This window comes from Pseudomonas sp. GYB4201, assembly GCF_056312595.1.
The window spans coordinates 60,395-79,022 of the sequence record NZ_JBWGIG010000018.1 but is presented as its reverse complement, the minus strand read 5'-3'; the positions used below and the strand labels follow the sequence as shown (position 1 = coordinate 79,022).

Genomic DNA, 18,628 nt, shown 5'->3' with positions numbered 1-18,628 from the left:
TGCCTCAATGCTCCTTTAGCCCTGGCAAACCATGAACCGCTCGCCATTCAATGACCGCCCTTGCTATCCCTTCATCGGATTGATCTGCTCCTTGCTTCGGGTAATAGAATAAGTCAGCCCCTGCTGGATGCTGAGTAATCCTTTCAAACTCTTCTAGCAAGCAATTGAGAATGGCGTCAGATGCACTGTCATTTGCAATATTGATTTCTTTTATCAAGGCTTTGAATTCGGTCTCTGTAATGTCAGAGAAGTGTTTTTTCATTTTCGGAGTACCAATGGCTACAGGGTTTTAGTTGTGAGGCTGCTCGGTTTATAGCTGTTTGAAACCCGGCAACCCATGGCTTGCTAACCATTCTCGTACTACCTTAGTGACGCCTTCAGCTGAGTCATCAGCGCCTTCTTCTGGGTAAAATAATAAGTCGCTGCCTGCTGGGTGGGGGACTAAAGTATTGAAGTGCTCAACAAGTTCGCCGCGTGCTTCTTCGGAGGTTGCATTGTCGATGGCTGAAATAAGCTCAATGAATTCCAGTTCAGTGTAATCGGAAATGTTGCTTTTTAAGGTCATTGGTCACTGCCTCGGTGTATGTTGATGTGGCGCTTGGGTGTCACGGCTCGAAGGTTGTCGGCATCATAAACACTTCCGCCATCTTTGATGAACTCTACGTGGTGAAGCTCGTAGGCTATTCTTTTTCCAACATGCTCTGCTTTCGGCGCCGCTGCAGCTAAGCCTTTGAGCATGCTTGCGAGATTCCGAGAGCCAAACTGCTGCTTCAGTTCCTCATTCTGTGCCACCGCGATCCAGAACGCCTTGCGGAACGCATCGAAACTGGTAAAACGCTGCCCCCTAAGTGTATCCACGATAGCTGAGGGCAGGGGAGCGCCTAATCCGCGGCCCGCGTCGGCAAGCCACGTACCGGTTACGGGCTGCCCTTGGCCGGTTACAACGCCAGGCTCATCACGGACGCTTAGGACAACGTACAGCGGCTTCAACCCCGAGTCAGCAGGGAACACCAGGATGAAGTCCTTATACTCCGGCGGGTACAACGGGTTCACAATGATGCGATCGGAATCTTCACTCGGCGGAAAAACCCATATGTGCGGCGCGTTGGGTGCTGCTTCTAAATCGGGAATACCCAGCGTGTCGTTGGGGTTCACCGCAGGCGTCCATAGCAGTTCAACGCCACCACCAAAATCTGCGACCTGCTGGGCGCCTTGGGGCTTGAACTGAATCACGTCCACCGTTTCCCAATCCCGGTTCAAGCCGGTGTAGTAGCCGTAGCCTTTGAGTGAACCGTGGGGCTGTTCTTCTACACGCAACCGAACCCGCGTTCGTGCTTTGGTCAGATTCCTTAGTTGGCTTTCTGAGTACAGGGAAGCGTCACCCAGGCTCGATGGCCATAGCAAAGCGAGCACTCCAACCAAGGCCCCCGCAACGACGCCTCCTGTGGCCGTACCCGCTAGCGTCGATGTACTTGCTGCGCCAGTCTGGACGGCCACGGCAGCACTGGGCCCAGCCATGCAAAGCCCCCCGCAGGACGCCCCAACTGAAGCAATAGAGGCTCCGCTTAGTGCAAAGGAGCCCAGACCTGGTGGGATGGGGGCGCGGGAAATCTTTTTGAGCGGCAGGACACCATTTGCAGAGGTGTTGCGGCCGCCCAGAATGGCGATGTCGCCATACTTAGTAATGTAGTCAGTAGTAATTACGCCTGGTTGGGCATAGTTGAAGACCGAGTCAGGCAGGTTACAGGATTTTGCAAAAACACATCCTTCAGGCCGAGGACGGGGTAGAGGTTTTTCCGTATTTTGGCGTATTGGCTCGGGGATTGATCTCGGCTCTGGAGGGGGTCTTTTTTCTTGTGCGTTGCTCCGTGCCCGCTGGGGCACTCTTGGCATTAGGCCAGGCCCGTCATTGGTCATCCTAACTACTCTTGTACAAATTACACGGTTGGATCCAGCGTCCGTGAGCGCATCAACCCCCTGCGATTTTATTCAACGTGAGAGCTGGCACTGTTTTGTAAGAAAACAAGACGAAGAGATAGTTACAAATGTATCCATGGGCCCGGCCAGCCATGTGTTGCTTGTGAATGGCTGGGTTGATGATTAAGTGGGTCTGCTAATTAGGATTTTGGATGTCTGCAGTGTTTTGCACCTGCAAAGCCACCTCCACCTTCCCCCGCGTCACCTCAATCAAATGCACCACCGCAAACGCATGATCCCGCCGATCCCCCACCAGCTCATCAGCATTCTCATAAGCCGTAGCCTTCGCAGCCCGCAATATCCCATCAATATCGAAAAGCAGCTGCTCGACAGTCAATTCCTGAACATCATGATTCATGGTCTAGCTCTCAGAGTTATGGAGCTGCCACAGGCCTTCCTACGGGCTTTGGGTGGCAGCTGTACGTGGGGTAGGAATACCGGAACTCTAGGCAACCGGCCACGCGCGAGCGTGCCCACGCACAGCTGCCATAGCGTGCTGCAGGTGCGCGTGAGCGCTTGCAGTCGATACGGTTGGCACGTGCGCGCCTAGTTTTGTTCCGGGTTCCTACGCCCAGGTCGCTGATTTGGCAGCGGCGGAAGGAAGGGTAACGGGGGATGGGGTTTGTCGCAAGGTTGGGTGTGCTGGGGATTTTTGGTGGGGCTACTGGCCAGCGCAGCCTTCGGCAGCGGCTACGGGTGGGGTGGCTGTTGGGCTGAGGGAATGGCTCTGAGGCGCCTACACGCCATCATCGAAACATGATCGACAGGTTTCAACGTTGTGCTGGCGGGCAGTATCTTTAGGATGGTGTAGGAGGCCTCACTGCCGATGGAATGTATGATCACCTTGAGGAAGGCCCCCAATTGATCGACCAGCAACGTACAAAGCTGTGGTGGATCCTGTCGGACGCCTTTGTCGACAACGAGGTCGACTACTCCGCAATGGCCCAGCAGCTCCAGACATTCGATCCTGCCTATGTCAGAGAGGTCCTATTCTCCGAGGTCGCCCCCGTCTGCCATTACAACCTGGAAAGCGTGCTTCCCGGAGTATGGCTCTGCTTCAATCGCGAAGAGCTTGAAGCGGATATTGCCACGATGCTTAGAGCGCGTGAGCTGAGCCGGTGGAAGCGTTGGTGCGATAGCGTGCGGGTGCGGTGGCTTCGTTACCGGTACCGATATGTCTGGTGGGAGATCTCCAGGGCTCTGGCGGCTAACAACATGTAACGGGTGCTAGTTTCGGGGTGTGCGGCGGTGCGGTGGAAGCAAGCGTTAGCGGCTTTCGCTCTGCAGTTCTAATGCCTGAGCATTGCCTCCTAGCTGAGGATTTGTGAGGAAGCCGAAGGCCAGCGCAGCCTGCGGCAGCGGCTACGGTTCGCGGTGGGTTTTTCGCGGGCAGAGCCCGCTCCCACAGGGTTGGTAGCGGGGATGCGTGGTGGTCAGGCGGGAGTTATCGCGAGCAAGCTCGGCTCCTACGGGAATGGTGCTGAGCGGGTCTATTACTGGAGCGCTTGCAAGCGCTCTTGCACGGCATCATCGAAGATGATGTACAGCGTCTCGACATCCGCAGGGCGCACCTTCCGGCCGTTCGCCAGCTCGGCGATCACGTCGATCTGCAACGCCGCCTCACGTTCAAGATCCTCCCGCGTACTCGCCGCATTCAACGCCCGCACCAGGTCATCAATCGCCCCGCGTGCAGGCTTGGGAAGCTTCAGCAATTCCAGTCGTTCTTGGAGCATGGGCAGTGATCTCTGGCGGGATGAAGGGCGCGAAAACAATCACCCGGAAACAAAAAAAGGCACCTGCTAGAGGTGCCTTTTTCGTGACGCTTTGTTTGGTGGAGCCGGGGGGATTTGAACCCCCGTCCGCCAGTACTCTGCTGTCGGTTCTACATGCTTAGCCGTGTCTACTAAGTTAACCCTCGGCCGCCCGACGGGCAGGGTGCTTCAGGCGAGTTGTGTAAGTTTTAGGCGCTTCGTCCACAACGTACTAGGCGACGATTCTGTTCTATATGACAATCGCTTCGAGTTTACAGACATCCTCTAACGATTGCTGGAGCCGAAGCTACCAGAAGGGAAAGCTAACACCGCTTACGCGGCGAGAGCGAATTCCCCGTAATTGTCATCATTGGCAATTATAAAGTTTGCAACAGTGGATTTACGAGTTCTGTTACCCACTCGGCATGCACCTAGAGTTTCGTTACCGGCGTCGAATCCTAATCGGCCCCGCTTTCTGCTCTTGCCTGTCCGCGCTAGCGGGCAGGACGCTCAGTGTACGGCAAAACGTGGCCAGAGTCGACCGTCTGTCATGCTTTGGCTGTCACTGGCCTTTGCTGTCGGTGCCGGTGGACTTGTCGATGGCTTCCCACACGCGCTGGGACAGGGCGATACAGGTTTTCTTGTCGCCGGCGGCTTGGGCGGCCTGGGCCTTTTGGATGTCTTCCTTGTTGCTTTCCATGATTTGCGCGGAGGCGCTGCCGGCGGTTTTGTCGGCGTCGTCGATTTTCTGCAGGTTGGCGGCGCACAGGTCGTCGGCGGCGAAGGCGTGGGAGGTCATCAGGGCGGCGGCCATGCACAGGCCGGTCAGGGTAAGGCGTTTCATGGTAAGTCTCCTCGACGTGGAAGACTCGGCAGCGCCGACCGGGAAAGGCTCAGGCACCGAGCGTGATTGAGCCTTTTTAGCAGGCCTTGAAAGATGGACTTTGGGGGGTGGAAGGGGTTCGAAATATTTGCGCGGCGATAGTGTGAAAAAGCCATTTCAATTGCAACAGAATACTTCTGTAGCCGCTGCGGTAGGCTGCGCTGGGTATGAAGCCTGAAGATTTTCAGGGAGTCATAGGGCCAGCGCAGCCTGGCGGCAGCGGTTACGGGGTCGGCGTGGTTCAGACCTCAGAGTGCCCGTGGGCGGGTGACGCGGTCTACCAGGTAGACCAGGCTGTGGTAGTCGATGCCGCTGTGGCTGCTCAGGCCTATTTCGCAGGTGCGGCTGGTGGAGATGCCTTCTTCGCAGTACTGGACTGCATCTTTTAGCGTGCGCAGGGCGTGGTCGTTGAGTTCGGGGGTGGTGAAGCCTTTGTCGCCGGCGAAGCCGCAGCAGTGGATGCCTTCGGGGATGACGACGTGGGTGCTGCAGCGCCGCGCCAGGTCGATGAGGGCCTGGCTTTCGCCCAGGTGCTGGGTGCTGCAGGTGACGTGCACGGCAATGGGCGTGGCTTGCGGGGTGAACACCAGTTTGTCCAGCAGGTGGGTGCGGATGAAGCGCACCGGGTCGTAGAGGTCCAGGCGGGTGTCGGCCAGGTCCTGCACCAGGCGCAGGGTGCAGGGGCTGGTGTCGCAGTAGATGGGGTCGAGGCCGCCGCGGCTGGCGGTGAGCAGGGCGGCGATGAGTTCCTGGCGTTTGTGTTCGGCCTGCTCGGGGTAGCCTTTGGAGGCGAAGGGCTGGCCGCAGCAGAGGCTGTCCTGGTTGGCGGGGAATATGACCTGGTAGCCGGCTTTTTCCAGCAGGCCGCGGGTTTTGTCGAGCAGGGACATTTGTTCGCGGTCGCTGGCGGCCGGGCCCATGACGCGGGACACGCAGGCGGCCAGGTACACCACGCGGGGGCGGGCGTCGGTGACCGGCGGGGTGAGGCGGATGGCGTTTTCCGGTTGCGGCATGGCGGCGGTCCACTGCGGCACGCGGCCTTTGGAGGCGCGGGTGAGGCTGGCGGACAGGCTGGCCAGGCGTGGCGCGCCCAGCAGCAGGCGTGCGCCGTTGGCCACGTGCAGGGTGAAGCGCGCGCCCTTGAGTGCGGTGCTGAAGTGTTCGCCCAGCCAGGTGGCGGCCTTGAGGTTGTGGGCGTTGCGGGCGCGCAGTTTTTTCACCAGTTCGCCGGTGTTGATGCCCACCGGGCAGCGCTGGGCGCACAGGCCGGTGGCGGCGCAGGTGTCGATGCCCTGGTATTGGAAGTCCTGTTCCAGGGCGGTGGTGTCGGTGCCTGCGCGTTTTTTCGCCTGGATGTCGCGCCACATCACGATGCGCTGCCGGGGGCTGAGGGTCAGGCCTTTGGACGGGCACACCGGTTCGCAGAAGCCGCACTCGATGCACTTGTCGACGATGTCGTCGGCGGCGGGCAGTGGCTTCAGATTTTTCAGATGAATCTGTGGGTCTTCGCTGAGCACCACGTCAGGGTTGAGGATGCCGGTGGGGTCGAGCAGGCGCTTGAGCTGCCACATCAGCTGGTAGGCGTCGTGGCCCCATTCCAGTTCGACGAAGGGCGCCATGTTGCGGCCGGTGCCGTGCTCGGCTTTCAGCGAGCCGCCGAACTCCACCGCCACCAGCTGCGCCACGTCGTCCATGAAGGCCTGGTAGCGCGCCACTTCCGCGGGGTTGTTGAAGCCCTGGGTGAAGACGAAGTGCAGGTTGCCCTCCAGGGCGTGGCCGAACAGGATGGCTTCGTCGTAGCGGTGTTTGTCGAACAGGGCGATGAGGCGGTTGACGCCGATGGCCAACTGTTCGACCGGGAAGGTCACGTCTTCGATGATCACCGTGGTGCCGGTCTGGCGCACGGCGCCCACGGCCGGGAAGGTGTCTTTGCGGATGGCCCACAGGCGGGCGTTTTCCACCGGGTCTTCGCTGAAGTCGACCTGGCGTTCCACCGGGAACGGCGCCAGGGCGGCCATGATCAGCGCGAGTTGTTCGTGCAGCAGGGCCTGGCTGGCGGCGCGGCTTTCGATCAGCAAGGCGCAGGCGCCGTCGGACAATTCGCGGACGAACGCGGGCATGCCCTTCATGTTCTGCACCGACCGCAGGCTGCGGCGGTCCAGCAGTTCCACGGCGGCCACCGGTTGGGTCTTGAGCACGGTGACGGCGTTGCAGCAGGTTTCCACGCTGGGGAAGACGATCAGCGCCGAGGCCTTGAAAGGGTGGTCGATGACGGTGTCGTAGGTGACGGCGCTGATGAAGCCCAGGGTGCCTTCGGAGCCGACCAGCAGGTGGCTGAGGATGTCCAGCGGGTCGTCGTAGTCCACCAGGGCGTTGAGCGACAGGCCGGTGGTGTTTTTCAGACGGTATTTGTGGCGGATTCGCGCGGCCAGTTCGGCGTTGGCGCGGGTCTCGCGGCCCAGTTCCGCCAAACGGTCGAGCAGGGCGCCGTGGCTGTGGCGGAAGGCGGCGACGCTGGCCGGGTCTTCGCTGTCCAGGCGCGTGCCGTCGGCCAGCACCAGGCGGATGCCGGCCAGGGTGTGGTAGGTGTTTTGCGCGGTGCCGCAGCACATGCCGCTGGCGTTGTTGGCGACGATGCCGCCGATTTTGCAGGCGTTGATCGAGGCCGGGTCGGGGCCGATCTTGCGCCCGAACGGTGCCAGCCAGGCGTTGGCCTGGGCGCCGATGACGCCGGGCTGCAGGCGGATCTGCGTACCCTGGCCACGAATTTCGCGGCCGTTCCAGTTGTCGCCCAGCACCAGCAGCACCGAGTCGCTGATGGCCTGGCCGGACAGGCTGGTGCCAGCGGCGCGGAAGGTGACGGGCACCTGGTGCTGGTGCGCCAGCTTGAGCAACGCTACCACTTCGTCTTCGGACTCGACGCGAATCACCAGCTTGGGAATCAGCCGGTAGAAGCTGGCGTCGGTGCCGAAGGCCAGGGTGGAGGTGGGGTCGTCGAAACGGCGTGCGGCCGGTATCAGCTGGCAGGCGTCACGCAGGAAGGCAGCGGGCAGGCTCATTGGTCCTCCAGAATCAGTACCACCAGGTCCTTGGGCCCGTGGGCGCCATAGGCCAGCACCTGTTCGATGTCGGCAGTCTTCGATGGCCCGGAGATTAGCAGTGCGTTGGTGGGCATGCCGGCGGCCCAGTTGAACTGGCGTTGCACGCTGTAGAGGTTGTCGTGGATCTGGCTGGCCTTCAGCAGGGCGAAATGCACCGGCGGCACCAGGCTCATCAGCCGCGGTTCTTCGCGGGTTGGCCACAGGATCAGGCTGCCGGTGGCGGCGATGGCGCCCAGGGTGCTGGTGAGGCCGGCGCTGGTGTCGTTGAACAGCTCGGCTTTCCACTCTTCCACGGGGCGGTCGTAGGCTTTCAGGGCCGGCAGGCCAGGCTCGCTTTGCCAATGGGCGCTGACGCGCTGGCCGTGGGGCGTGCCGGGGGCGATCAGCAGGTTGGGCAGTTGGCGGTCGCGCAGCAGCTGCGCCAGCAACGCTGGCCAAGCGGCGTCGGTGGTCAGGTGGATTTCGGTGTGTACGGCTTCCATCAGCCTGCGCAGCTGGGCCAGGCGCTCGGCTTGTGGATAAGTCCACGGGCGGGTGACCAGGGCTTCGTCGAAGTTATCCACAATGGGCGTGGTGCCGGTCAGGCTTTGCCGCAGTTTCCCGAGAATGTTCTGCTTGGCGCTCATTTCGAGTCTCCCAGGTGGTCGCGGGCCAGGTCGTGCAGTGAGCGCGCGGCGGGTTGTGGGGCGCTGTGGTTTTGCGTCCAGGGGCCAACGTTGCTCGGCACCAGGCGGCGCAGGCGCGTGGCGCAGAAGCTGAACGCGCGGTACAGCAGCGGCGAGCGGTTGAGCGTGGCCCAGGCGTTCCAGATGAAGCGTTCCTTGCGCGAATACTTGCTGCCTTGGCCGCGCATCACTGGGTTTGGACTGTCCGGCGCCTTGACGTTTTCCTCGCGCAGGCGCCGCAGGATGGCCGGGATGGGGATTTTCACCGGGCACACTTCACCGCAGGCGCCGCACAGCGACGAGGCGCTGGGGTGGTCCGGCACCTTGGCCAGGCCCACCAGGTGCGGGGTGATGATTTTGCCGATGGGGCCGGGGTACACCTCGCCGTAGGTGTGGCCGCCAACGCGGGTGTACACCGGGCAGTGGTTCATGCAGGCGCCGCAGCGGATGCAGTTGAGGGTCTGGCGCAGTTCGCTGTCGGCGAAGGCCTGGCTGCGGCCGTTGTCCAGTAGCACCAGGTGCACTTCCTGGGGGCCGTCCAGCTCGTCGGCCTTGCGCGGGCCGCTGATCATGTTGACGTAGGTGGTGATGGGAATGCCCAGGGCCGAGCGGGTCAGCAGCGACAGCAGGGGCACGGTGTCGCGCAGGTTTTCCACCACCTTCTCGATGCCGGTGACGGCGATGTGCACCGGCGGCACGCTGGTGGTCATGCGGCCGTTGCCTTCGTTTTCCACCAGCAGCAGGGTGCCGGTCTCGGCCACGGCGAAGTTGACGCCGGACACGCCGATGTCGGCCTCGAAGAATTTCTGCCGCAGCACGCGGCGGCCGATCTGGATCAGCTGGTCGACGTCATTGGTGTATTCCACGCCCAGTTTGTCGTGGAACAGCGACGCCACCTGGCCGGCGTTCTTGTGGATGGCCGGCATGATGATGTGGGACGGCTTCTCGTGGTCCAGCTGGACAATGTACTCGCCCATGTCGGACTCCAGGCATTCGATGCCGCGGGCCTCCAAGGCGTGGTTCATTTCCATTTCTTCGCTGACCATGGACTTGCCCTTGATCACCTGGCGCGCGCCGTGGGCGTCGATGATGCCTTGGACGATGGCATTGGCCTGGTCCACGGTCTCGGCCCAGTGCACCTTGACGCCGTTGCGGGTGAGGTTGCGCTCCAGGGTTTCCAGCAGGTCGGGCAGCTTGGACAGGGCGCGGGCGCGGATGGCGTTGCCCAGGGCGCGCAGTTGCTCGCGCTCGTCGGGGTCGGCGAAGGCCACGGCGCGCTTGGTCATCAGCGAGTCCATGGCGGTGCGGAAGTTGTTGCGCAGTTGCGTGTCGCCCAGGGCCTGGTGGGCGCGGGCGCGGAAGTCGTCTTCGATTTCGACGGCGGGAATGCGTGCCTGGCTGGTCATTGGCTACCCCCGCTGCGCTGCCACAGGAAGGTGGCCAGGTGTTGGCCGCGCAGGGCTTCGCGTTGCTTTTCCAGGGCGCCGTTGATGTTCATCAGGCAGCCGCAGTCGGCGCTGAGCACCTGGTGGGCGCCGGATTCCTTCAGGTTGCGGGTCTTGTCGGCCACCATGGCGCCGGAAATGTCCGGCATGCGCACGCTGAACGTCCCACCGAAGCCGCAGCATTCGCTTTCATGGCTGTGCTCCACGCGCTCGACGTTGCCGAGCTGCGCCAGCAGCGCGCGGCCGTGCAGGTGGGTGTTCATTTCGCGGCGGGCGGAGCAGGAGGTGTGCAGCGCCACTTTCACCGGTTGGCCCCGGTCCTTGAGCTGCACCTTGCACACGTGCAGCAGGAATTCGGCCAGCTCATAGGTGCGCTCGGCCAGGGCCTGCACCTGCTCGAACATTTCAGGCTCGTCCTTGAACAGGTCGGCGTAGTGCTGGCGCAGCATGCCGGCGCAGGAGCCCGAGGGCACCACCACCGGTTGGTCGTTGGCGAACAGCTTGAGCTGCGCGCGCGCCACTTCGCGGGCCTGGTCGGTGTAGCCGCTGGTGTAGGCCGGCTGGCCGCAGCAGGTCTGGCCCTGGGGGAAATCGACGCGGATGCCTTCGCGTTCCAGCAGGCGGATCGCGTCCATGCCGGCCTCGGGGTAGAACAGGTCGACCACGCAGGTGCCGAACAGGTACACCCGCGCAGGCTTCGCCGCAGGGTAGCGGCGCGGCTGCGGAATGGGGGGCGCAACGCGGGTGGCGTTGGGCATGGCGTTGTGGAAAAGCTCGCTCATCAGGCGTTGTCTCCGGGTTGGCCCGGTTATCCGGCCGCGAGGGCCGGGGTTATCAGTACCGGCGCCGCCCAGGGCAGCGCCGGGCGTGTTGCATCAATGCACCAGCATGCCGGTGAACCAGTAGGCCTGGGCCAGGGTGATCAGGCCGACGATGGTGGCGAAGAACAGGCTGTGCTTGAGCGTAAAGCGGAACAGGTCCGACTCCTTGCCCACCAGGCCGGTGGCGGCGCAGGCCACGGCGATGGACTGCGGCGAGATCATCTTGCCGGTCACGCCGCCGCTGGTATTGGCGGCCACCAGCAGGGTGTCGCTGACGTTGATCTGGTGCGCGGTGGTGGCCTGCAGCGAGCTGAACAGCGCGTTGGAGGAGGTGTCGGAACCGGTCAGGAACACCCCCAGCCAGCCCAGGAACGGCGAGAAGAACGGGAACGCCGCGCCGGTGGCCGCCAGCACCAGGGCCATGGTCGAAGACATGCCCGAGTAGTTGGTGACGAAGGCGAAGGCCAGCACCATGCCGATGGACAGGATGGGCCAGCGCAGCTCGAACAGGGTTTCAAAGAAAGTGGTCAGACCAATCTTCGCCTTGATCTTCAGCACGGCCATGGAGATCAGCGCGGCGAGGAAAATGGCGGTGCCGGTGGCGGCGATCGGGTCCAGCTTGAACACCGCGGCGATGGGCGTTGGCGTGGCGGCAATCGGCGCCATCTTGATCACCAGTTGGTCCAGGTGCGGGATGGCGAAGTTGAACACCGTCGAGTACATGGCGCCGCCGGCGGCGAACAGGGCCTTGAAGGGTTTCAGGGTCCAGATGGTCACCAGCACGGTGAGGATCAGGAACGGCGACCAGGCCTTGAAGATCTCGCCCAGGCTGTAGGGCGAGACCAGTTGCGTGCGTGGCTTGCCGAAGCCGCCGACGCTGGCCACGGCCGATGCGCCCTCGGCGGTGCCGGCAATGTGGTCGCCGGCGCTGCGGTGCGGCTGCCAGACTTTCAGGAACAGGGTCAGGGCGACAAGGCTGACCAGCGCCGAGGTGATGTCCGGCAGTTCCGGGCCGATAAAGTTAGAGGTGAAGTACTGGGTGATGGCGAAGCTGGCGCCGGCCACCAGGGCGGCTGGCCAGGTTTCCCTTACGCCGCGCATGCCGTCCATCATGAACACCAGCCAGAACGGCACGAACACCGACAGCAGCGGCAGCTGGCGGCCGGCCATGGCGCCGATCTTGAAGGCGTCGATGCCCGTGACCTGGCCGGCGACGATGATCGGGATGCCCAGGGCGCCGAACGCCACGGGCGCGGTGTTGGCGATCAGGCACAGGCCGGCGGCGTACAGCGGGTTGAAGCCCAGGCCCACCAGCAGCGCCGCGGTGATGGCCACGGGCGCGCCGAAACCGGCGGCGCCTTCCAGGAACGCACCGAAGCAGAAGCCGATCAGCAGCACCTGCAGGCGCTGGTCGTCGGTGATGGACAGCACCGAGCTGCGGATGATTTCGAACTGGCCGCTCTTCACGGTGAGCTTGTAGAGGAACACCGCCGCCACGATGATCCAGGCGATGGGCCACAGGCCGTAGATGAAGCCGTAGCCGGCGGCCGCCAGGGCCATGTCGGCGGGCATGCCGAAGGCGAAGATCGCCACCAGCACCGCCAGCACCAGGGTGATGCTGCCGGCCACGTGGCCTTTGAGGCGCAACACGGCCAGGGCGAGGAAGAAGAAGACGATCGGGATGACGGCGGCGAGGGCGGATAAACCGAGGCTGCCGAGCGGGCTGTAGAGTTGTTGCCAGGTTTGCATGTGGGGTGGCCCCTAATTGTTGTTGGTCAGGCACTGCACTGGCATTGGCAAATTGGTAATACCAATTTACAATGCATGTGTGCTAGGTTAGAGGCCCTGCTGTCAGTGTGTCAATTTGTCACCCTGAAACTTTGGTCGCAGTTGGATGAGTGGTGAGGTGGTTCATGGCGTTTGATCAGGTGCGGCAGCGCCGTCTGTCCGACGATATCGTCGAGCGGCTGGAAGGGATGATTCTGGAAGGCACCCTGCGTGCCGGTGAGCGGCTGCCTGCCGAGCGGGCGTTGGCGGAGCAGTTTGGCGTGTCACGGCCGTCGTTGCGCGAGGCCATCCAGAAGTTGGTGGCCAAGGGCATGCTGATGAGCCGGCAGGGGGGTGGTAACTATGTAGTGGAGTCGCTGGGGTCTACCTTCAGCGACCCGCTGATGCAGCTGCTGGAGAGCAACCCCGAGTCCCAGCGCGATTTGCTGGAGTTTCGCCACACCCTGGAGGCGTCCTGCGCGTTTTACGCGGCCAAGCGCGCCACCGAGCTGGACCGGGAGCGGTTGAAGGTAGCGTTCGAGGCGTTGCTGGATTGCTATGCGCGGGAAGACAACGTAACCCGGGCCGAGGAGGGCGCGGCCGACGCCAATTTCCACCTGGCCATTGCCGAGGCCAGCCACAACGCGGTGTTGCTGCACACCATTCGCGGGCTGTTCGACCTGCTCAAGCGCAACGTGGTGATCAACATTGGTGGCATGTACCAGCAGCGCAGTGAGACCCGCGACATGCTGATCAGCCAGCACCGCGAGCTGTACGAGGCCATTATCGAGGGGCGTGCCGAAGACGCCCGGGAGATCTCCAGCCGGCATATCCTGTATGTGCAGGAAGTGCTGGATGAAGTCAGGCAGCAGGTGCAGCGCGTGGCGCGGGCCGAGCGGCGCAAAGGCCTGTAACCCCACCCCGTAGCAGCGGCCGCAGGCCGCGTCACCCCCCACGCGCGATACACCTGATGATCGCGCGGCGGCCGTGACGCGGCCTGCGGCCGCTGCTACGGGTGGTGTTGGTTACTCGTCCTTGCCCTTGGTGCGCACGGCGCGGTGCAATTCGCGGTCGGAATCGCGCTCGCGCTCGGTATGGCGCTTGTCGTATTCCTTCTTGCCCTTGCCCAGCGCGATCTCGCACTTGATCAGGTGCTGCTTCCAGTACATGGACAGCGCCACGCACGCGTAGCCTTTCTGTTGCACCAGGGTGAACAGTTTTTCCAGCTCGCGCTTGTTCAGCAGCAGTTTACGGGTACGTACCGGGTCAGCGATGACGTGCGTACTGGCCGCGGTCAAGGGCGTGATATGGCTGCCCAGCAGCCAGGCTTCGCCATCCTTGAGCAGGACGTAGCTGTCGATCAACTGCGCCTTGCCGGCACGCAGACTTTTTACTTCCCAACCGGACAGGACCAGACCGGCCTCGAACTTGTGCTCGATGAAGTAATCGTGTCGCGCCTTCTTGTTCTGCGCGATAGTCCCTTCGGGGTGTTTCTTTTGTTTGGCCATAGGGGGCGCATTATAGGCAGTCGCGACGTTGTCGGCTACGGTGAAGCTACGTGCTTGAGCCCGTGCGGTGAATCCCGGACAATGCGCGATCTTTTTTGATCACCTGGGCCTGGTTGCTGTCGACTGATAGGCACCGGAGGAAATGACGCACTCATGACTACTCATATCCAACGTTCGGCCTTGCTGCCTTACCCTGCGCAGGCCTTGTATGACCTGGTCAACGATGTGGCTAACTACCCGCAGTTCCTGCCCTGGTGCTCGTCCAGCACGGTTTTGGAAAACACTGACACCTTGATGCGTGCCAGCCTCGAGGTGGCCAAGGGCGGGCTCTCGCAGAAATTTGTCACACGAAATGTACTGGTGCCTGGCAGGTCCATCGAGATGAACCTCGAGGAAGGCCCGTTCACCCAGCTGCATGGCCTGTGGGTGTTCAAGCCGCTGGGCGAGAAGGCCTGCAAGATCAGCCTCGACATGTCCTTCGACTACGCCGGCTCCATCGTGCGCGCCACCCTGGGCCCGCTGTTCAACCAGGCGGCCAACACCATGGTCGATGCGTTCTGCCAGCGCGCCAAGCAGCTCTATGGCTGAGGCAAGCCTGGAGGTGGAAGTGGTGTTTGCCGACGTGGACCGGCAGGTGCTGCTGAGCGTGCAGGTGCCGGTGGGTTGCTCGCTGCGTGAAGCGGTGGAGCGTTCGGGCATTGCCGCGCACTTCCCTGGGCTGGATGTACTGGCCTGCCCCATGGGTGTATTCGGCAAGGTGGTGGCGGACCCCTCCCGCCCGGTGGAGGCGGGGGAGCGCATCGAGCTGTACCGCCCGCTGATCGCCGACCCCAAGGAGGTGCGACGTATGCGCGCAGCCAAGGCCGCGGAAGCTGCGAGGTTACGCGCAAGCGAATAAAAAAGCCCCGGCACTGGCCGGGGCTTTTTTGTACCAACCGCTTACTGCGGGTTGGCTTCGATCGGTGCTGGCGTAGGCACTGGCACCACTTTCACGTCGTCGACGCTGCGCTGGATCTGGTCCAGGGTGGAGCCCGGCTTGGCCGGTGCTTCCTTGGCCGGCTGCGGCGCGTTTTCGGCAGGTTCGGCAGGCGCTGCGGCCGGGGTACCGAGGATGGTCTGGTCCTTGCTGACGCCAGGCATGAAGTCGCCCGACAGGCTGGCCAGTTGATCGTTCTCGTTGAAGAAAACGCTCATCCGTTCCTGCTGGCGTTCACCGCCACCTGGTTGGATACTGTAGAGGTAATCCCAGCGATTGGCGTGAAACGTATCGACAAGCAGAGGGTTGCCCATGATAAACCGTACTTGCCGGCGGGTCATTCCCGGGCGCAACTGGTCTATCATGTCCTGCGTGACGACATTGCCCTGCTGGATGTCGATTTTGTAAACCCCGGGGAATGAACAACCGGCGAGTGCGAGCAGTCCCACGAAGGTGAGGCTGAATAGCAAGTGCTTGGTGTTTTGCATCGGTGGGCGACTTCCACTATCTTGGCTGGGACAACGTAAACCCCGATCATACCCGCATTAAGAGAAGCTGCGAAGCAGCATCGGCGAGAAAGCTGACCATGGTTGAAAATAGCGAGTTACGAAAAGCCGGCCTCAAGGTGACCCTGCCTCGAGTCAAGATCCTGCAAATGCTTGACGCTGCAGAGCAACGCCACATGAGTGCCGAGGATGTCTACAAGGCACTGATGGAAGCAGGCGAAGATGTGGGCCTGGCCACGGTTTACCGTGTACTGACCCAATTCGAAGCTGCTTCCCTGGTGGTACGCCATAACTTTGATGGCGGCCATGCCGTGTTCGAGCTGGCTGACAATGGCCACCACGACCACATGGTTGACGCGGATACCGGTGAGGTCATCGAGTTTGTCGACGAGGAAATCGAGAAACTGCAACACGCCATCGCCGCGCGTCATGGTTATGAGTTGGTTGACCATAACCTGGTACTGCACGTACGCAAGAAGAAGTAATCGACCTGCGTGACGAACGAAGGCGGCCTTAGGGCCGCCTTCGTGCTTTTTGGGAGTGGCGCACCGATTCGTAGCCGCTGCCGCCAGGCTGCGCTGGTCCGTGTGAACCCTGGAGATTTTCAGTGGGGAACAGGGCCAGCGCAGCCTGGCGGCAGCGGCTACAGGATGTTCGGCGGCAGCTCAGCCGCAGCGGGCGGTGACTACCATTTTCTTCGCGTGGGCCAGGGATTCCTTGGTCAGGTCGATGCCGCCCAGCATCCGCGCCACCTCTTCCACGCGCTCTCCTTTATTAAGGCTAGCCACTGCCGTGCGGGTTTCGTCGCTGCCGCGCTGCTTGTGCACGAACAGGTGGTGATGGCCCTGCGCTGCTACTTGCGGCAAGTGGGTGACGGTCAGCACCTGGCCGCGCTCGCCCAGGCGGCGCAGCAGCTGGCCGACGATCTCGGCGGTAGGGCCGCCGATGCCCACGTCCACTTCGTCGAACACCAGGGTCGGCACCCGCGAGGTTTGTGCGGTGATCACCTGGATGGCTAGGCTGATGCGCGACAGCTCGCCCCCCGAGGCCACCTTGGCCAGGGACTTGAGCGGCTGGCCGGGGTTGGCGCTGACCAGCAGTTCCACCTGCTCCAGGCCATGGGGCAGCAGTTCGTCGCCGGCATGGGGGCGCAGTTCGATGGTGAAGCGCCCGCCCGGCATGCCCAGGCGCTGGATTTCCACTTCCACCGCGGCGGCCAGCTGGGTGGCGGCTTGCGCGCGCAGGCCGCTGAGTTCGCGGGCGTGCTCCTGGTAATGACGGGCGTAGGCTTTCAGCTCGTCGGCCAGGCGTTCGATGGCCTCGTCGTTGGCGTTCAGCGTCTCGATTTCGTCGAGCAGCTTCTGTTGCAGCGCCGCCACCTCGGTGGGGTGGATGCGGTGCTTGCGCGCCAGGGTATAGATGGTGTCCAGGCGCTCTTCCAGTTGCTGCAGGCGCGCCGGGTCGGCGTCGAAGTGGTCGAGAAAGCGGTTCAGTTCGCCCACCGCTTCTTCTACCTGGATCTGCGCGCTGGACAGCATGCTGGCCGCCTCGCCCAAGGCGCGCGGGGCGTTGTGCACCGCGGTCAGGCGGTTAAGGCTGGCGGTGAGGGCGCTGAGCACGTTGCCCGAGTCGTTCTCGCTGCAATGGTCGATGACCTGGCGGCAGATGCCGAACAGCGCCTCGGCGTTGGTCAGGTTCTTGTGTTCCTGCTCCAGCAGCTCCAGCTCGTTGTCGCCCAGGTTGAGGTTTTCCAGCTCTTCCAGCTGGTAGCTGAGCAGCTGGTGGCGGGCGCGCTGCTCGTCGCCGGAGTTCGACAGGCGGTCGAGCTCCTGGCGGGTCTGGCGCCATTTCTGCGCAGCCAGCTGCACCTGGCGGGCCAGGTCGGTGGCGCCGGCGTACTCGTCCAGCAGGCGCCGGTGGGTGTCGGTTTTCAGCAGGGACTGGTGCTCGTGCTGGCTGTGGATATCGATCAGCAGCTCGCCCAGCGCCTTGAGGTCGCCGAGCGGGCAGGGCGTGCCGTTGATATAGCCGCGTGAACGGCCTTCGGCGGTGATGACCCGGCGCAGGATGCACGGGCTGTTGTTGTCCAGGTCGCGCTCGGCCAGCCAGGTGCGCGCCTCGGGAATGTCGCCCAGGTCGAAGGTGGCGAGGATGTCGGCCTTGTCGGCACCCGGTCGAACTACGCCGCTGTCGGCGCGGTCACCTAGGGTGAGCCCCAGCGCGTCGAGCATGATGGACTTGCCCGCGCCGGTCTCGCCGGTGATCACGCTCATGCCGCGCGCGAGCTCAAGGTCCAGGTGTTCGACGATGGCGTAGTTGTGTACGGATAGGTGCACCAGCATGGGGCGGCTCCCTGGGCTAAAAGGTCTGGTTATTTATACAGTGTTTTTATTTGCCCTGACAATGCCTGCGCTTAGCACCATTGGCTTGCCTGGCGACTTTTTTAATCGCCAGCGGTGATTTGCCAATGTGCACGCGGCAACACAAAGGCCCTTGAAGCTGAGAATTGCGACCCCATATAGCGGGCAGAAGCGCGAGTCGAGCTCGCAGACGAAATTGAAAGGAGAACCCTTATGGCTGACGAACAGACTCTGGACGAACAGAACCTCGAAGCAAACCAGGCTGGTGAAGCTGGCGCCGAAGACCTTGCCGCGCGGGTGAAAACCCTCGAGGAGCAGCTGGCTGCCGCCCAGGACCAGTCGCTGCGCGTGGCTGCCGACCTGCAGAACGTGCGTCGCCGTGCCGACCAGGACGTGGAAAAGGCGCACAAGTTCGCCCTGGAAAAATTCGCCTCCGACCTGCTGCCGATCATGGACAGCCTGGAACGTGGCGTTGAGCTGAGCAGCGCCGATGACGAAGCCCTGCGCCCGATGCGCGAAGGCATGCAGCTGACGCTGAAGATGTTCGAGGACACCCTCAAGCGCTACAACCTGGAAGCCATCGACCCGCACGGCCAGCCGTTCAACGCCGAGCACCACCAGGCCATGGCCATGCAGGAAAGCGCTGACGTCGAGCCAAACAGCGTGCTGAAAGTGTTCCAGAAGGGCTACCAGCTCAACGGTCGCCTGCTGCGCCCGGCCATGGTCGTGGTCAGCAAGGCCCCGGCGCCGGTGTCGCCATCGATCGACGAGCAGGCGTGAAACTTCTGTTAATGGGTGGCCTTGAAATTCCTCCAAGGGCCCCCATTTTGATGTCAAGCGTTTAAGTGCTACCGCAGACAGCCACTAC

General features: G+C 62.5%; 20 protein-coding genes and 1 other RNA gene. 6 read left to right on the top strand and 15 right to left on the bottom strand.

Annotated features, from left to right (window positions below):
* Positions 1-4: 4 nt before the first annotated feature.
* The 4 genes from AC0Z2B_RS18230 to AC0Z2B_RS18215 form a co-directional block, all read right to left on the bottom strand.
* Positions 5-262 carry a bacteriocin immunity protein gene (locus AC0Z2B_RS18230; protein ID WP_476298497.1) on the bottom strand — a complete coding sequence of 86 codons (258 nt, stop codon included), beginning with the start codon at positions 260-262 and terminating at the stop codon, positions 5-7.
* A 48-nt stretch (positions 263-310) separates the two neighbouring features.
* Positions 311-565: a bacteriocin immunity protein gene (locus tag AC0Z2B_RS18225; RefSeq protein ID WP_476298495.1), complete on the bottom strand. Its 255-nt coding sequence runs from the start codon at positions 563-565 to the stop codon at positions 311-313.
* Entirely contained in the window at positions 562-1,518 is a 957-nt protein-coding gene (locus tag AC0Z2B_RS18220) for an S-type pyocin domain-containing protein (protein WP_476298557.1), read from the bottom strand. The genes AC0Z2B_RS18225 and AC0Z2B_RS18220 overlap by 4 nt, the downstream gene beginning before the upstream one ends.
* Positions 1,519-2,113: 595 nt before the next feature.
* On the bottom strand, positions 2,114-2,335 hold the full coding sequence (locus AC0Z2B_RS18215; protein ID WP_476298493.1) for a DUF6124 family protein: 222 nt from the start codon (positions 2,333-2,335) through the stop codon (positions 2,114-2,116).
* A gap of 503 nt (positions 2,336-2,838) precedes the next feature.
* Here AC0Z2B_RS18215 and AC0Z2B_RS18210 point away from each other — a divergent pair.
* Positions 2,839-3,198 carry a DUF7079 family protein gene (locus tag AC0Z2B_RS18210; protein WP_476298491.1) on the top strand — a complete coding sequence of 120 codons (360 nt, stop codon included), beginning with the start codon at positions 2,839-2,841 and terminating at the stop codon, positions 3,196-3,198.
* Positions 3,199-3,470: 272 nt separating this feature from the next.
* Here the strand turns inward: AC0Z2B_RS18210 and AC0Z2B_RS18205 are convergent, their stop codons facing one another.
* The 8 genes from AC0Z2B_RS18205 to AC0Z2B_RS18170 all read right to left on the bottom strand — a co-directional run bounded on the left by AC0Z2B_RS18205 (position 3,471) and on the right by AC0Z2B_RS18170 (position 12,392).
* Positions 3,471-3,710 (bottom strand): hypothetical protein, encoded by a 240-nt coding sequence (locus tag AC0Z2B_RS18205; protein ID WP_476298489.1) that lies wholly within the window; start codon positions 3,708-3,710, stop codon positions 3,471-3,473.
* 96 nt (positions 3,711-3,806) lie between these two features.
* Positions 3,807-4,198: a transfer-messenger RNA gene (gene ssrA / locus AC0Z2B_RS18200) on the bottom strand.
* A 92-nt stretch (positions 4,199-4,290) separates the two neighbouring features.
* The gene (locus AC0Z2B_RS18195; RefSeq protein ID WP_476298487.1) at positions 4,291-4,572 is read right to left on the bottom strand and encodes a hypothetical protein; all 282 of its coding nucleotides are present in this window, start codon (positions 4,570-4,572) and stop codon (positions 4,291-4,293) included.
* Between the two features lie 287 nt (positions 4,573-4,859).
* Positions 4,860-7,670 carry an FAD-binding and (Fe-S)-binding domain-containing protein gene (locus AC0Z2B_RS18190; RefSeq protein WP_476298485.1) on the bottom strand — a complete coding sequence of 937 codons (2,811 nt, stop codon included), beginning with the start codon at positions 7,668-7,670 and terminating at the stop codon, positions 4,860-4,862.
* A complete protein-coding gene (locus AC0Z2B_RS18185) occupies positions 7,667-8,338 on the bottom strand; it encodes a LutC/YkgG family protein (RefSeq protein ID WP_476298483.1) in 672 nt (223 codons plus the stop codon). The genes AC0Z2B_RS18190 and AC0Z2B_RS18185 overlap by 4 nt, the downstream gene beginning before the upstream one ends.
* A complete protein-coding gene (locus AC0Z2B_RS18180) occupies positions 8,335-9,783 on the bottom strand; it encodes a LutB/LldF family L-lactate oxidation iron-sulfur protein (RefSeq protein WP_476298481.1) in 1,449 nt (482 codons plus the stop codon). Before AC0Z2B_RS18180 ends, AC0Z2B_RS18185 begins: the two co-directional genes overlap by 4 nt.
* The gene (locus AC0Z2B_RS18175) at positions 9,780-10,604 is read right to left on the bottom strand and encodes a (Fe-S)-binding protein (RefSeq protein WP_476298479.1); all 825 of its coding nucleotides are present in this window, start codon (positions 10,602-10,604) and stop codon (positions 9,780-9,782) included. The genes AC0Z2B_RS18180 and AC0Z2B_RS18175 overlap by 4 nt, the downstream gene beginning before the upstream one ends.
* A 93-nt stretch (positions 10,605-10,697) precedes the next feature.
* A complete protein-coding gene (locus AC0Z2B_RS18170) occupies positions 10,698-12,392 on the bottom strand; it encodes a lactate permease LctP family transporter (RefSeq protein WP_476298477.1) in 1,695 nt (564 codons plus the stop codon).
* A 164-nt stretch (positions 12,393-12,556) separates the two neighbouring features.
* On the opposite strand from AC0Z2B_RS18170, the gene AC0Z2B_RS18165 reads away from it, so the two are divergent.
* The gene (locus tag AC0Z2B_RS18165) at positions 12,557-13,324 is read left to right on the top strand and encodes a GntR family transcriptional regulator (protein WP_416422385.1); all 768 of its coding nucleotides are present in this window, start codon (positions 12,557-12,559) and stop codon (positions 13,322-13,324) included.
* A 111-nt stretch (positions 13,325-13,435) separates the two neighbouring features.
* On the opposite strand, the gene smpB is transcribed toward AC0Z2B_RS18165, so the two are convergent.
* On the bottom strand, positions 13,436-13,918 hold the full coding sequence (smpB, locus tag AC0Z2B_RS18160; protein WP_008373856.1) for an SsrA-binding protein SmpB: 483 nt from the start codon (positions 13,916-13,918) through the stop codon (positions 13,436-13,438).
* Between the two features lie 153 nt (positions 13,919-14,071).
* Here smpB and AC0Z2B_RS18155 point away from each other — a divergent pair, with 153 nt between their 5' ends.
* Both AC0Z2B_RS18155 and AC0Z2B_RS18150 read left to right on the top strand, forming a co-directional pair.
* On the top strand, positions 14,072-14,506 hold the full coding sequence (locus tag AC0Z2B_RS18155) for a type II toxin-antitoxin system RatA family toxin (RefSeq protein WP_416422386.1): 435 nt from the start codon (positions 14,072-14,074) through the stop codon (positions 14,504-14,506).
* Entirely contained in the window at positions 14,499-14,816 is a 318-nt protein-coding gene (locus tag AC0Z2B_RS18150; RefSeq protein WP_476298475.1) for an RnfH family protein, read from the top strand. The genes AC0Z2B_RS18155 and AC0Z2B_RS18150 overlap by 8 nt, the downstream gene beginning before the upstream one ends.
* 41 nt (positions 14,817-14,857) lie before the next feature.
* Here AC0Z2B_RS18150 and AC0Z2B_RS18145 read toward each other — a convergent pair whose 3' ends face one another.
* Positions 14,858-15,382, bottom strand: a complete 525-nt coding sequence (locus AC0Z2B_RS18145; protein WP_416422388.1) for an outer membrane protein assembly factor BamE — start codon at positions 15,380-15,382, stop codon at positions 14,858-14,860.
* 98 nt (positions 15,383-15,480) lie between these two features.
* On the opposite strand from AC0Z2B_RS18145, the gene fur reads away from it, so the two are divergent.
* The gene (fur, locus tag AC0Z2B_RS18140) at positions 15,481-15,885 is read left to right on the top strand and encodes a ferric iron uptake transcriptional regulator (protein WP_473006810.1); all 405 of its coding nucleotides are present in this window, start codon (positions 15,481-15,483) and stop codon (positions 15,883-15,885) included.
* A 180-nt stretch (positions 15,886-16,065) separates the two neighbouring features.
* On the opposite strand, the gene recN is transcribed toward fur, so the two are convergent.
* On the bottom strand, positions 16,066-17,742 hold the full coding sequence (gene recN / locus AC0Z2B_RS18135) for a DNA repair protein RecN (protein ID WP_476298473.1): 1,677 nt from the start codon (positions 17,740-17,742) through the stop codon (positions 16,066-16,068).
* A gap of 231 nt (positions 17,743-17,973) precedes the next feature.
* Between recN and grpE the strand changes: the two genes are divergently transcribed.
* A complete protein-coding gene (grpE, locus tag AC0Z2B_RS18130) occupies positions 17,974-18,540 on the top strand; it encodes a nucleotide exchange factor GrpE (protein ID WP_416422391.1) in 567 nt (188 codons plus the stop codon).
* Positions 18,541-18,628: the final 88 nt, after the last annotated feature.